Annotated in this window: 12 protein-coding genes; 8 read left to right on the top strand and 4 right to left on the bottom strand. The window is 63.9% G+C overall.

Features of this window, described 5'->3' with window-relative positions; translation table 11 throughout:
• The first annotated feature begins 34 nt into the window (after positions 1–34).
• From ACMLHZ_RS08395 to ACMLHZ_RS08385, 3 genes are all read left to right on the top strand, one after another.
• On the top strand, positions 35–496 hold the full coding sequence (locus ACMLHZ_RS08395; RefSeq protein WP_418667336.1) for a S1 RNA-binding domain-containing protein: 462 nt from the start codon (positions 35–37) through the stop codon (positions 494–496).
• 222 nt (positions 497–718) lie between these two features.
• Positions 719–1,237, top strand: coding sequence for a ribosome hibernation-promoting factor, HPF/YfiA family (gene hpf / locus ACMLHZ_RS08390; RefSeq protein ID WP_418667303.1), 519 nt, complete (start codon positions 719–721; stop codon positions 1,235–1,237).
• Between the two features lie 120 nt (positions 1,238–1,357).
• The gene (locus ACMLHZ_RS08385) at positions 1,358–2,338 is read left to right on the top strand and encodes a Gfo/Idh/MocA family protein (RefSeq protein WP_418667302.1); all 981 of its coding nucleotides are present in this window, start codon (positions 1,358–1,360) and stop codon (positions 2,336–2,338) included.
• 120 nt (positions 2,339–2,458) lie between these two features.
• Here ACMLHZ_RS08385 and ACMLHZ_RS08380 read toward each other — a convergent pair whose 3' ends face one another.
• Both ACMLHZ_RS08380 and ACMLHZ_RS08375 read right to left on the bottom strand, forming a co-directional pair.
• On the bottom strand, positions 2,459–4,798 hold the full coding sequence (locus ACMLHZ_RS08380) for a M56 family metallopeptidase (protein WP_418667301.1): 2,340 nt from the start codon (positions 4,796–4,798) through the stop codon (positions 2,459–2,461).
• Positions 4,791–5,186, bottom strand: coding sequence for a BlaI/MecI/CopY family transcriptional regulator (locus tag ACMLHZ_RS08375; RefSeq protein ID WP_418667300.1), 396 nt, complete (start codon positions 5,184–5,186; stop codon positions 4,791–4,793). The genes ACMLHZ_RS08380 and ACMLHZ_RS08375 overlap by 8 nt, the downstream gene beginning before the upstream one ends.
• Positions 5,187–5,486: 300 nt before the next feature.
• On the opposite strand from ACMLHZ_RS08375, the gene ACMLHZ_RS08370 reads away from it, so the two are divergent.
• The 3 genes from ACMLHZ_RS08370 (at position 5,487) to ACMLHZ_RS08360 (ending at position 7,678) form a co-directional block, all read left to right on the top strand.
• Positions 5,487–5,888 (top strand): helix-turn-helix domain-containing protein, encoded by a 402-nt coding sequence (locus tag ACMLHZ_RS08370; RefSeq protein WP_418667299.1) that lies wholly within the window; start codon positions 5,487–5,489, stop codon positions 5,886–5,888.
• Between the two features lie 201 nt (positions 5,889–6,089).
• Complete coding sequence (locus ACMLHZ_RS08365) at positions 6,090–7,199, top strand: THUMP domain-containing class I SAM-dependent RNA methyltransferase (protein ID WP_418667298.1); 1,110 nt, start codon at positions 6,090–6,092, stop codon at positions 7,197–7,199.
• 35 nt (positions 7,200–7,234) lie between these two features.
• Positions 7,235–7,678 carry a DUF3788 domain-containing protein gene (locus tag ACMLHZ_RS08360; RefSeq protein WP_418667297.1) on the top strand — a complete coding sequence of 148 codons (444 nt, stop codon included), beginning with the start codon at positions 7,235–7,237 and terminating at the stop codon, positions 7,676–7,678.
• A gap of 83 nt (positions 7,679–7,761) precedes the next feature.
• On the opposite strand, the gene ACMLHZ_RS08355 is transcribed toward ACMLHZ_RS08360, so the two are convergent.
• The gene (locus ACMLHZ_RS08355; RefSeq protein WP_418667296.1) at positions 7,762–9,645 is read right to left on the bottom strand and encodes a hypothetical protein; all 1,884 of its coding nucleotides are present in this window, start codon (positions 9,643–9,645) and stop codon (positions 7,762–7,764) included.
• A gap of 1 nt (position 9,646) precedes the next feature.
• On the bottom strand, positions 9,647–10,540 hold the full coding sequence (locus ACMLHZ_RS08350; RefSeq protein WP_418667295.1) for a radical SAM protein: 894 nt from the start codon (positions 10,538–10,540) through the stop codon (positions 9,647–9,649).
• Positions 10,541–10,676: 136 nt separating this feature from the next.
• On the opposite strand from ACMLHZ_RS08350, the gene ACMLHZ_RS08345 reads away from it, so the two are divergent.
• Together ACMLHZ_RS08345 and ACMLHZ_RS08340 are read left to right on the top strand one after the other, a co-directional pair.
• On the top strand, positions 10,677–12,659 hold the full coding sequence (locus ACMLHZ_RS08345; protein ID WP_418667294.1) for a fructose-1,6-bisphosphatase: 1,983 nt from the start codon (positions 10,677–10,679) through the stop codon (positions 12,657–12,659).
• Between the two features lie 18 nt (positions 12,660–12,677).
• Positions 12,678–13,466: a tyrosine-protein phosphatase gene (locus tag ACMLHZ_RS08340; RefSeq protein WP_418667293.1), complete on the top strand. Its 789-nt coding sequence runs from the start codon at positions 12,678–12,680 to the stop codon at positions 13,464–13,466.
• Positions 13,467–13,493 lie beyond the last annotated feature (27 nt).

Below are 13,493 nucleotides of genomic sequence, written 5' to 3'. Positions count from 1 at the left end.
GATATTTTTTTATAGTAAAAGGGGTTACATGGCGTTGCAGTTAGAGGTAGGAGCGATTCTTGAGGGAAAAGTCACCGGCGTGAAAAAGTTCGGTGCGTTTGTGGCGCTGCCTGAGGGCAAGACCGGCATGGTGCACATTTCCGAAGTTTCCAACAGCTTTATCGAGGACCTTTCCACGGTCCTCACCGAGGGCCAGGAGGTCAAGGTAAAGGTGCTCAGCATCGGCGAGGACGGCAAGATCGCCCTTTCCATCAAGCGCACGCTGCCCCCCCAGCCCCGGCAGCAGGGCGGGCCGCGGCCCGGCGGCCCCCGCGGCGGGCGCGGCCGCAGCGACACGCCCCGTGTTTGGCAGGGCAAGGCCCAGCCGCAGCAGCAGGGGGATCTGAGCTTTGAGGACATGATGTCCCGGTTTAAAAGCCAGAGCGAGGAAAAGATCTCGGACCTGAAAAAGGTCACCGAGAACCGCCGCGGCGGCGGTTATTCCCGCCGGCGCTGAGACAAAGTGAAGCGGCAGGGAGGTCCGGGCATTTGCCCGGACCTCTTTTTGCTTGTCAGGTTTTGTAACAGATGCAACACAAAAAGTTTACGAGTTTGGGTGGCTTTTCCCCTGGTATTTTTTGTGCAAATTTGCTATAATAAAAGCAATGAAACGGCGGGCTGCTGGCCGCAAGGTACAAAAGCCTGTGCTGTGCGCCCGCCCAAAGGAGGCAATGGTTTTATGAAGGTCACATGTACCGGCCGCAGGGTCTCACTGAAGCCCAGCTTTGTGGAAAAGGCGGAGGCCAGACTCTCCAAGCTGGACAAGTTTTTCCCCGGCGAAGCGCAGGCGCAGGTCACCGTCACGGTGGACAAGGCGCGCCAGACGGTCGAGGTCACCGTGCGGGACACAGCGCTGACCGTGCGGGCCGAAAAGACGGCTGACCGCATGGAGGACGCGCTGGACGACGCGGTGGAGGTGCTGACCCGCCGGGTGGTGAAAAACCGCAAGCGCCTGGGCGACAAGCTGACCCGCGCCGCTGAGGTGGAGGGGGCCGCCGAGCCGGAGCAGGAAGAGGTGTACGACGTCATTCGGGAAAAGCGCTTTGCCGTGAAGCCCTGCAGCACCGAGGAAGCCATTTTGCAGATGAACCTGCTGGGGCACAGCTTCTTTTTGTACCGCAGCGTGGAGAACGACCAGATCCAGGTGGTGTACCGCCGGGCTGACGGCGGGTACGGCGTGCTGGTACCCCTGAACTGAAAAATCGGCCTCGGGCCGCCCGGGTTTCCGGGCGGCCCTTTTGGTGTTATAATGAGCAAAAGGGGCGGCAGGTACGCGCCCCAAAAGGGGAGGAACGGGGAGGAAAAGGGGGAGGAAAAAATGAGGGAACTGAACTGGGCGGTGCTGGGCGCGGGCGCGATCGCAAATGAGATGGCCCATGCCCTGAAGGCCGCGGGCCGGGCGCTGTACGCGGTGGGCGGCCGCAGCCCTGAAAAGACCGCGGCGTTTGGCAGGGCGCACGGCGCGCAAAAGGTGTATGCCGACTGCCGGGAAATGTTTGCCGACCCGGCGGTGGACGTGGTCTACATCGCCACCCCCCACAACACCCATGCCGCTTTTTTGGAAGAAGCGCTGGCGGGCGGCAAGCACGTGCTGTGCGAAAAGGCGATCGCACTGAACAGCCGCGAGCTGGAGCGCGCGGCCCGCCTGGCGGGGGAGAAGGGCCTGGTGCTGGCCGAGGCCATGACCATCTGGCACATGCCGCTTTATAAGGAGCTGCGGCGCATGGTGGGCGGGGGGGAGCTGGGCCGGGTGCAGATGATCACCCTGAGCTTCGGCAGCTTTAAGGAATACGACATGCAAAGCCGCTTTTTTGCCCCGGAGCTTGCGGGCGGCGCGCTGCTGGACATCGGGGTCTACGCGCTGAGCCTGGCCCGCAGTTTTATGGAGAGCCAGCCGGACCGGGTGCTGAGCCAGATGCGCCCCGCCCCCACCGGGGTGGACGAGCAGGCGGGCATCCTTTTGATGAACGGCCAGGGGCAGATGGCGGCGCTGGCGCTGAGCCTGCACGCAAAACAGCCAAAGCGGGCGGTGATCAGCTGCGAAAAGGGCTATATCGAGATCCTGGACTACCCCCGGGCCGACCGGGCGCTGGTGGTGGACGCGGCCACCGGGGCGCGGCAGGTGCTCACGGCGGGCGAAGCTGCCCGCGCGCTGCAATACGAGGTGGAGGCCATGGAGCGGGCGATCCTGACCGGCGGGGCGGCGGCCATGCGGCTGGATTTGACCACCGACGTGATGGCCCTGATGACCGCCCTGCGCCGGGAGTGGGGCCTGCAATACCCGGGAGAAGCCCTGTGAGAGAAAGGGGAACTGCCGCAAAATAGCTTGCGGGAAAAGATCCGCGCAAAAAGCGCCCTTGGAGCCGGCGGGAAAGCCAGTTTCAAGGGCGCCTTTTTGTGTGATCCGCTTTTTCCGGTTTCAGTGGGCGGCGGGGGCGAGAAGAACGCTTTTGGCAATGGCTGCCAGCTCGCCGTCGGTGAGGGCGTTGTAGTCAAAATACATGGCGATGAAGACGCCCAGGGTGTCTTCATGGCTCAGAACGCCCTTTTTATACCACATGTCCCAGCCGCTTTCGCCGCCGCTCTGCCACAAATAAGTGTCCGGGTCGGCGGGGGCGGGCAGCACCGGGGAGTGGAAGCCCGCGAGGCAGGTGGCGCTGCTGGCCGTGGCGGTGCGGCTGACCTCGGTGTATTCAAACTCCCAGCCCATGTGGTTGGGCACCATGATCATGGCGTACACCTCGCGGGGGTTATCCGTGCGCTCCCCGGGGGGCAGCGGTTCATACACATCGTAGAGCAGCGCGCCCACGGCCCTGCCTTCCTTCACGATGGGAACCTTGCCCCAGAGGGCGGAGTCCTCGACCGCCTCATCGACCCCGGCCGCGTCGGCGGGGACCTGAAAGGCAAAGCCCTCGGGCAGGGCCAGGGTAACCACGAAGGGATCGACGTTGTAGACAGAGCCGTTGTAGGGGGTCTGCCAGCCGCCGTAGGCGGGCATGGTGATGCTGTGGCGGGCAAAGCCCTCGGGCACCACGGGCGCCGGGTCCGCCGCGGGGGTGGTGGCGGGCAGCGGGTCCTCCAGCAGGGTCAGGCTGGAGGCCATGGCGGCAAGCTGCTCCGGCGTGGCCGCGCCGCTTGCCAGCTCCAGGGCCGCGTAGCGCATGAGCCGGTCGTCCCAGGCCAGGATGCCGTCGTTTTCAAAGGGGGTGCCGGTGGGCGAGACTTCGGCGGAATAGCTCACCCGGCACAGCGCGTTCTCGGTAAATTCGCTCTGGGCCACGGGGGTGTAGGCGTTGTTCCAGTTTACAAAGCCGCTCATGATCCAGTAATAGCGGGCTTTGTAGCCGTGGCCGTAGAAATCGTCGCCGCCATTGATCTGCCCCTCGAAATAGGTGCCGAAGCCCAGGGTGCCCGCAAGGTCTCCGGCCTCGTTGTACAGGTTGAAGGGGGCGCTGAGCATGCTGCCCCAACAGGCTTCGCCAGCTGCGGCGGGGCGGGCGGACCAGCCCCCGGGCAGCTGCATGGTGAGCCGGAGGGTGGGTTCTTCCTCGTGCCAGACATCCGGCCCGTCCGGCACGGTGCAGACGATGCCCTGGGGCAGATCGCCGCCCGGCCGGGAAAACTGGGCGCTGGCCTCCTTGTTTTCGCTGAAATTTACCGTGATTTGGGTGTAGCCCGCCGGGGGAGCGGGGCTTTGGGAAGGGAAGGCGGAGCCCGCGGGCTTGGAAGGGGCCGCCACGCTGCAGCCCACCAGCGCCCCCAGCAGGCCGGTGGCGGCCAGGGTCGCGGCCAGCGCCAGCGCACCGCCCCGCTTTTTGCCCGGGGCAAGGATGTTGGCGAACCGGCGGGCAAGGCTGCCCTTGCCGCCGCGAAAATAGGTGGTCAGCGCGGGCGCGCGGCCCTGCCCCCGATGGATGCAGGCCAGGATGGCCTCGCTGTAGGCGCGGCGCTCGGCGGGCGGCGCGCCGCGCAGCACCTCGTCGTCGCAGCGGAGCTCCAGGTCCGCCCAGGCCTGGCGCAGCATGAGCCACACCAGGGGATTGAACCAGTGCAGGCAGGCCGCCGCCAGCAAGACAAGGCGGTACCAAAGATCGCCGCGCTTTAAATGAGTGAGCTCGTGACGCAGCACACAGTCCAGGTCGGCCGGCGGCACATCTTCGGTGGGCAGCAGCACGGTGGGGCGCAAAAGGCCGGCCGCCAGGGGGCAGGGCGCCGCGGGGTTCACCAGCAGCCGGGCGCGCGGCAGGCCGAGAGACTGGACGCAGCGCTGCCAGGCCTGCCGGGTCTTTTCGCCTGCAGGCGGGCGCGCCCAGCGGACCGCCCGGCGGTAAAAGCGCAGGCTGGAACCCAGCTGCCAAGCCCCGCACAGTACCGCGCCCGCCAGCCACGCCAGCGCCAGCGCGCCCAGCAGATCACGGGTGGAGACCGGCCCGGGCGCGGCGGGAAGGGGCTGTGCTGCCTGCCCGGCGGGCGCCTGCGGCGCATCCTTGCCGGGCAGGGCGACCGATGGGGCGGCCTGCGGCTGCCCGCCCAGGTCCAGGGGCCGCTGTACCACCGCCGGCAGCTCGACCCGGGCGGGGGAGGCGGGCAGCGCCAGATCGAAGGGCAGCAGCAGGCGGAGCGCCAGCACCAGCCACACCCAGTATTTCCAGCGGGCCGCCACATGCCGGTTCATGGGACGGCTTAAAAGGGCGAGCGCCAGCGCCACCAGGCCCACTGTGGCCGAGACGCCCAGCGCCGCCAAAAAGGCGTCAGCCATCTGCTTTGCCCCCCTCCAGCGCGTCGATCAGCGCGCGCAGCTCTTCCAGGTCCGCGTCGCCGATGGCCTGGCTGCCGTAAAGCCCGGCCACCAGGCTGGGCAGGCTGCCGGCGTGCAGCCGCTGCAAAAAGCTGCGGCTCTCGCGCGTTTTGTACTCCGCCTCGCTGACCAGCGCGCTGTAGTAATTGGTGCGGGTGGACCGGTCGCAGAGAACGAACCCCTTGTCCGCCAGGCGGGCCAGGGTGGTCATGAGGGCCGAGAGCGGCCAGTCCCGCTTGCCCCGCAGCTGCTCCTGCAGCCAGGTGGAGGTGACCGGCCCGGGGGCCTGCCAGATGGCCAGCATGATGTCCAGCTCGGCGTCGCCCAGCTTTTTTACCTGTTGTTTCATGGCGCATTCCTTCTTTATTATCTTTGTGAATATTATTATACGACTGCATAATAAGAAAAGCAAGAGACGCGACGCACAAAGTTTGCCGGGGGAGATTGGTAAAACCGCTGCCGCGAGACCGGCGGCAAAAGCGGCGGAGAGGGCAGGCATCCGGCTTTCCTTTGCCAAATGTTGCTGCCGATTGACAGATTGCCAAGAGAGATTGCTTGAGAAGATCGCCTTTTTGCTGCTATACTTGGGCTGTGGCCACACAGACGATAAGGGATACAAAAAACAAATTTTAATGGGAAGAGGATCACAATGAAATTTCACGAAAAACTTTTGTCCATGAGAAAAAAGAAAGGACTTTCGCAAGAAGAATTGGGAATGGAGCTGCAGGTCTCGCGACAGACCATTTCAAAGTGGGAAGCAGGGCAATCTTATCCGGATTTTCAGAAACTAGTAATTTTGAGCGATTATTTTGGCACGACAGTGGACGAATTGATAAAAGATGTGGATGTCCAAGAAGTGAGGGAAAAAACTTTAACGGATGAAAAGGTCGCTTTAATGTTCAGCGATACTGAAAAATTAAAAAGCAACGTCAACAAATTTTTGAAAATAGCGTGTGCTGCAGGATTTTTTATCATCGCGGCTCTGCTTATAAGCTTTATCGCACATCTGCTGTTACCTGAAGTAGAATGGCTATGGAGAATGAAAAGATAGCAGCCGGTAAAACCAGCCGGGCCTGTAGCCGCGGGCAGCGGCGCTATGGGATACAATTGATGGATGCGTGAACGCGTTTGGAAAAGCGACGCGCTTAAATTACTTGCAGGCGCGGGGCACAGCGTGGTATGATTGCGGTACGAACATTTACACCGGCGTGGCGTAGGGGAGCCGCGCCGCGCAAAAAGGAGTTTGCCTTTTATGAAATTTGATCTGATCGCCCCCTGCTATTTCGGAACCGAGAGCACCGCCGCCTTTGAGGTGCGCCGGCTGGGGGCCGAAAACGTGCAGGTGACCGACGGCCGCATTGCCTTTTGCGGCGGGGCCGAATTGATCGCCGCTGCGAACCTGAACCTGCGCTGCGCCGAGCGGGTGCTGGTGCTGCTGAAAAGCTATGGGGCCTTTACCTTTGACGAGCTGTTCGACGGGGTGGCTGCCATTCCCTGGGAGGAGCTGCTGCCCGCCGACGCCCAGTTCCCCGTGAAGGGATCCAGCCTTTCCAGCGTTCTTTCCAGCGTGCCCGCCTGCCAGAGCATTGTGAAAAAGGCGGTGGTGGAGCGGCTGAAAAAGGGACACAGGGTGGTGATGCTGCCCGAGACCGGCGCGCTTTACAAGATCCGCTTTTCCATCCGCAAAAACCAGGTGGAAATCATGCTGGACACCAGCGGCGACGGCCTGCACAAGCGGGGGTACCGCCGCAATGCCACCGGGGCCCCCATCAAGGAGACCCTGGCCGCCGCCATTGCCGACCTGGGCCGCGTGCGGCGCGACAGCCGGGTGGCCGACCCGTTCTGCGGCAGCGGCACGCTGGTGATCGAGGCCGCACAAAAGGCCATGAATATTGCGCCCGGCCTGCGGCGGCGCTTTGCAGCCGAGCACTACAGCTTCTGCCCGCCCGCGGTGTGGGCGGCCCAGCGGGAAAAGGCCCTGGCCGAGGTGAAAAAGGACGCCGCATTTGAAGGGGTGGGTTACGACATCGACCCGCAGGCCGTGGAGCTGGCCGCCCAGAACGCGCGCCTGGCGGGGGTGGGCGACCGCTGCCGCTTTGAGGCGGCCGAGGTGAAGGATTTTGCCCCGGCGCCGGAGCAGATCGTGCTGGCGAACCCCCCGTACGGCGAACGGCTGGGCGATCTTGCCGCCGCCGCGCGCCTGGCTGGCGAATTGGGTGCGGCACTGGAAAAGCACCCGGTGAGCGGGGCCTATATCATCACCGCCGACGCGGATTTTGAAAAGCATTTCGGCAAAAAGGCCAACCGCCGCCGCAAGCTGTACAACGGCATGATCCCCTGCCAGGTATACATGTATTTTTGAGGGGAGCGTGCAACAAAAAGAAAGGAAGCTTTTGTATGAGCGAACTAAATGCCCGGCAGCCCACCTTTCAGGAGATCGGCGAGCGGATAAAAAGCCCGCTCTGGAACGAGTTGTGCGGCTACATTGAAGCCGCATACGGCGTGCAGCCCAGCGTGGAGTACAGCAAATGCTCCGGCGCCCCGGGCTGGAACGTAAAGTACAAAAAGGGCGGCAAGGCCCTGTGCACCCTTTACCCGGGCGAGGGCCGCTTTACGGCACTGGTGGCGGTGAGCCAAAAGCTTGCCCCGGCTGCCGAGGCCCTGCTGGGCAGCTTTGACGCCAGCGTGCAGAAAACCTATTGGAATGCGGGCATGCTGTGCGGCACCCGCTGGCTCATGATCGAGGTTGCAAGCCCGGCCGTTCTGCGGGACGTAAAGCAGCTGCTGGCTTTGCGGGTACCGGTGAAGAGCGGCAAAAAAACGCAGAGCCCACAGCAATAAAAGCGCGCTGTGCCAGGCACGCATCACAAAGAACGCCCGCTTTTGAAAGCGGGCGTTCTTTGTGATGCGTGGGAAAAAGCGGTTCAGCCGGGTGTGCGGTAAATGGAGTAACCTCCCTGCTGGAACACGAGCTCACAGTTTTGCCGGTACCAGGCTTCGTTTACTGCAAAAGCACCCTGCTCCCAGCCCGAAACAGCCACATACTCCACGCCCCAGCAGGCCAGCGCCTCGGCGGAGGGGGTTTCGTACAGCTCCTGCACGGCTGCTTGCTGGGCGGTATAATTGCGGCCATGGTAGAACACATAGCTGGGGCTGCCGCACAAAACGCTGCGCCCCGCAAGGCTGGCTATGGCGTTTACATGCTGGGTGCCGGTAAGAAACAGCGCATGGGGGTCCGTTTGCTCTTTTGCATACCGGGCGGCGGCGATGGCATCGGCGCTGAACTGTTCGTAGCCGCTCACCGCTTCGCGCCCCACTGTGAGCACGCTGCCCAGGGTGGCCGCCGCGATGCACAGCGCCGCCAGGCAGACGCGCACGCTTTTTTTGCTCACCCGGCGGGCAAGGTCCACCAAGAGGTTTGCCACCAGGATGCAGCCCAGAAGGTGCCAGACGAACAGGAGTTTGTTGTTGTCGTAGTTGTTGGGCTGGAACACCACAAGCTCGCTCACCAGCAGGATCAGAAGCCCCCCGCCGTACATCCAGCGCAGCGAGCGCCCCGCCCACAAAAAGGCGGGCACCAGCAGCAGATAGACCAGCCCGATGTTTTTGATGTAAAACCAAAAGTAGCCGTCGCCCTCGTTCGCCCAGTTGAAGTGCCAGCGCAAAAAGCCCGCGCCCTCCTGTGTGGCGGGCAGCACCTGGGTGAGCATCTGGGGCAGCCAGGCGGCCGCCGCAAGGCCCGCAAAGGCAAGCCAGGGCCCCAGCGAGGCCTTGGTGCGCGGCCCGCAGACCAGTTGGCGCAAAAACAGCACGGCGCACACCAGCACCAGGGCAAGCGCCGAGTGGGTGTGCACAAGGGGCAGGGGGGCGGCCAGCAGCACCAGCGCCTTCCACAGATGCTTTTCCTCCTGCAGGGCAAACCTTGCCAGCAGGAACAACGCGGGGAAAAGCAGCGCCCAGCCCATCAGGGTGGCCCGCTGGGGGATCAGCAGATCCACCACCGGGTTGACCCAGCGCACGTTTTCCTGCACGTAGTTGGTGGGGGTTTCGTAAAAAGCGGTGAAAATCCGGGTAAAGTTGCCCTTATCGCCCCCCAGGAAATAGGCGAAGCCAAAACCGCTGCCCATGAAAAACAGCCAATAGGCAAGGCTTGCGGCGCCCCGCCCGCCCAAGAGGGCGTGGGCCAGCAGCCAGCCCCCGCCGAACACCGCCAGCAGCGCCAGGCACTGGGGGAGAAGGCATGCGAATTTGAGCCCCGCGCCCAGCAAGAGGAACACGCTGGATACCGTTTCGCACAAAAACGGGTAGCCGTAAGCCCCTTCGCCGGCCAGCAGGGGATAGCGGGGCGGAAAATCGCCCTGCTGGGCAATGGACTGGATGAAGGCCAGGTGCATGGGCAGGTCGCCGTAGGTGCTTTGGCCGCACCAGTAGGCGCCGCCCTTTAAATACAGCGTGTGGGTGAACAGCAGCCAGACCGCAAGCGCCAGCAGAGGCAGCACGCAGAGCCAGAAGGGCCAGCCCAGGGGCGCGCCACCGCTTTTTTGCGCCCGGGGCACGCGGGCCTCGGCCCAAAGGCAGCCCCCCAGAACGGCGCCCGCGGCGGCAAGGGCCAGCAGCGCCGCCGCCAGGGTGAAGCCCAGCGCCAGCGCGGCCAGCGCCGGCAGGGCGGCCAGCAGGGCAAGGCCCAGCGCGGCCGCCAGCACCAGCGTGCCCTCGGGCGGCAGGCCGGGGGCCAGCCGCCGCGCCAGCAAAAGACCGGCCGCCAGAAAGACCGCCAGGTATAAAACGCTCAAAAGGTTCCCAAGCATATCACACGCCCTCCAGATCGAAGGGGGGCGTATACTCCTCCCTCGCACTGCTCTTTTCCTGCATGTAGCCCGCGGTGAGGCCAAGGTCCACCGCCCGGTTTACCACCTGCCGGTATTCCCAGGTGGAGATGCGGCGGCCCAGGGATTTGTGCTGCGCCGCGCGGTAAAAAGGGGTGTACTGGCTCATCAGGCTGGGCACAAAGCCGCCCCTGGGCAGACCGGCCATATAATCCAGCACGGCCAGGCTGTCGGCCAGGGCGCCGGGCAGCGCCAGATGCCGCAGGATCACCCCGCGCGTCAGGTAGCCGGCGTCATCGTACACCGGCGGCCCGGCCTGGGCCAGCATTTGGGCCACCGCGGCGCGGCATACTTCAAAATAGTCCGGCGCGGCCGAGTATTCCTGCGCCAGGGCGGGCGAGACATATTTTACGTCTGCCAGCCAAACATCCACGTACCCGGCCAGCGCGCGCACGGTTTCCACCGTTTCGTAGCCGCCCGTGTTCCACACCACCGGCAGGCGAAGGCCCGCCGCCCGCGCCTCGTCCAGCGCGGCGGTAACCCAGGGCAGCCACTGGGTGGCGGTGACCAGGTTCAGGTTGGCCGCGCCCTTTTGCTGCAGCTCCAAAAAAATTTCGGCCAGGCGGTGGAAGCTGAGCTCCTTGCCCAGGCCCTGCTGGCTCACCGCAAAATTTTGGCAGTAGCAGCAGCGCAGCGCACAGCCGGTAAAAAACACCGTGCCGCTGCCCCGCCGGCCGCTGATGCAGGGCTCCTCCCAGAAATGCAGGGCAGCGCGGGCCGCTTTCAGGGTTGCCCCCGCCCCGCAAAAGCCCGTGCCGGCGCGTCGGTCGGCGCCGCAGCGCCGCGGGCACAGCCCGCAGTGTGCCGGAAGTTCCATGCCGTTCGCCTCCTTTTGCCCTCGGAAATTTTCTGTGGATATTGTACCATATTTCCGCGGGAGTGTGCTATAATGATGTTGCTTTGCCGATCGTGCAACCTTTGAAGCCGAAAAGCCAAAAGGAGGGACGCCGCCCATGCAATACGCCGCCGACGAGGTGCGCCGCGACCTGAAATATCTCACCCTGCTGGCCCGGGAATTCCCCAACATTGCCAGCGCCAGCAGCGAGATCATCAACCTGCAGGCCATTCTGAAGCTGCCCAAGGGCACCGAGCATTTCATGAGCGATCTGCACGGCGAGGCCGAGGCCTTTACCCACATCATGAACAACGCCTCCGGCGTGATCAAGGAAAAGGTGGACCGGGTGCTGGGCCCGGCGGTGCCCGAGGCGCAGCGGGCGGAGTTTGCCACCCTGATCTATTACCCGGCCCGCAAGCTGGATGAGCTGAAGGCCCGCCAGACCGACCTGGACGGCTGGTACCGCCAGACCCTGTACCGGCTGATCGATGTGTGCAGGGTGGTGTCCAGCAAGCACACCCGCAGCTTTGTGCGCAAGCGCCTGCCCCGGGATTACGCCTATATTCTGGACGAGCTGCTGCACGCCCATTTTGAGGACCACGACAAGGAGTTTTATTACGACCAGATCCTGGCCAGCATCATCGACATTGGCCGGGCGGACGATTTTATCGAGGCGCTGTGCGCGCTGATCAAGAACCTGGCCGTGTTCAAGCTGCACCTGCTGGGGGACATCTTTGACCGGGGCCCCCGGCCCGACCTGATCCTGGAGCAGCTGATGGCCCACCATTCGGTGGATATCCAGTGGGGCAACCACGACGTGGTGTGGATGGGAGCGGCGGCGGGCAGCCCGCTGTGCATCGCCACCGTGCTGCGCACTACCCTGGCCTACAACAACCTGGAAGCGCTGGAGGACGGCTACGGCATCAACCTGCGGCCGCTGGCCCTGTTTGCCGAGAGCGAGTATAAAGACTGTGACGTGCACCACTTTTACCCCCATGTGGACGAGAGCCGCGGCCCTTACCACCGGGGGGAGCTGGCCCGGGTGGCCCGCATGCACAAGGCGATCACCCTGCTGATGCTCAAGCTGGAATGCCGGGTCATCGACCGCAACCCGGATTTTGAGCTGGAGGGACGCGACTTTCTGCGCCGCATTGACTACGGGGCGGGCACGGTGCTGGTGGAGGGCAAGCGCTACCCCCTTTTGGACGACGATTTTCCCACCGTGGACCCCGCGGACCCCGCCCGGATGACCCCGGCCGAGCAGGAGGTGATGGACGCCTTGTGCCGCAGCTTTACCGAGAGTGAAAAGCTGCAGCGGCATGTGCGCTTTTTATACGCCAAGGGCGGCATCTACCACATGGAAAACGGCAACCTGCTGTTCCACGGCGCCGTGCCCCTGACCGAGAGCGGCGGCTTTGCGGTGGCTACCTTTGAAAAGCACGGCTACGCGGGCCGCGCACTGATGGACTACTGCGATGAGCGGGCGCGGAGGGCCTTTTTTGCCCCCGAGGGCAGCGAGGCGCGCCGGTCCGGCTGCGACTTTTTGTGGTATTTGTGGTGCGGGCGGCTCTCGCCTTTGTACGGGCGGGATAAAATGACCACCTTTGAGCGGCTTTTTGTGGCCGATCCGGCGACCCATACCGAACAGAGCAACCCCTACTACCGCTTTGTGAACGATACCCGGATGGACCGGGCGATCCTGGCCGAGTTTGGCCTGGACCAGACCCACTGCCATATCGTGAACGGCCATGTGCCGGTGCGCGCGATAGAGGGGGAGACCCCCCTGAAGGGGGCGGGCCGTATGATCCGCATCGACGGCGGCTTCTGCCGCGCCTACCACGAAAAAACGGGCATTGCGGGCTACACCCTGGTTTACAACAGCCGTGGCCTTTCGCTGCGGGCGCATCAGCCTTTTGAGACCATGGAAAAAGCCATCCGCGAAAACCTGGACATCGTGTCCAGCGTGGACGTGTTCGAGACCACCGAAAAGCGCATGCTGGTGGCCGACACGGACGAGGGCCGAAGGCTTGCGGGGAATGTGCAGGATCTGAAGCTGCTGGTGGCCGCCTACCGGATGGGCCTGGTAAAAGAAAAGAATTAAAAAGGAGAGATTTTACCCATGCACATTGAACCGGGCAGGGTACTGCCCTTTTCCAAAGCCGAAAATTTCCGCGAGCTGGGCGGCTGGCCCGCCGCGGGCGGCAAAACTGTAAAGCACGGCCTTTTCTTTCGCTGCGGCGCTTTGTGCGAGCTGGAGAGCAAGGAGGACCTGGAGGCGTTCGGGGCTCTCGGGATAAGGGTCATCTGCGACCTGCGCTCCACCGGCGAGCGCACGGCCCAGCCGGACCCGGCCTTTGCCGGGGTGCGCAGGCACGATATTTCGGCCATTCTGGACGAGGAGGGCCGTGAGGTGAACTTCGACCCCCATTCCTTTTTGAAGATGGACCGGGCAGCACTGGAAACCCTGGGCCGCATGCTGGGCGAATTTTATGCCCGGCTGCCCTTTGGCAACGCCGCCTACCGGGCCATGTTCGCCGAGATCCGGGCGGGGCAGCTGCCGCTGCTGTTCCACTGCTCGGCGGGCAAGGACCGCACCGGCGTGGCGGCGGCGCTGATCCTGCTGGCGCTGGGCGCCACCCGCGAGACCGTGATGCAGGATTTTCTCATCACCAACACCTGCCGGCCCCGGGCCGCGGCCGAATATGAGGCGAGCTACGGCGCGCTGGTGCGGCAGTACCCGGAGTTAAAACCGTATCTGGGCGCGATGGGCGGGGTGGACGAGGCGAATCTTGCCCGGGCGCTGGACGCCATCGACGCCCGCTACCCGTGCCTGGAAGCGTATTTTGAGGCCGAGCTGGGCATGACCCCTGCCGACCTTGCGGCCATGCGCGCGGCGTGCCTTGAGTGACCGCCCGCTGTTTTGAAAAATCAAAAA

It is taken from the genome of Allofournierella sp., assembly GCF_048388525.1.
GTDB lineage: Bacteria > Bacillota > Clostridia > Oscillospirales > Ruminococcaceae > BQOK01.
This window is presented reverse-complemented; position numbering and strand designations above follow the sequence as displayed.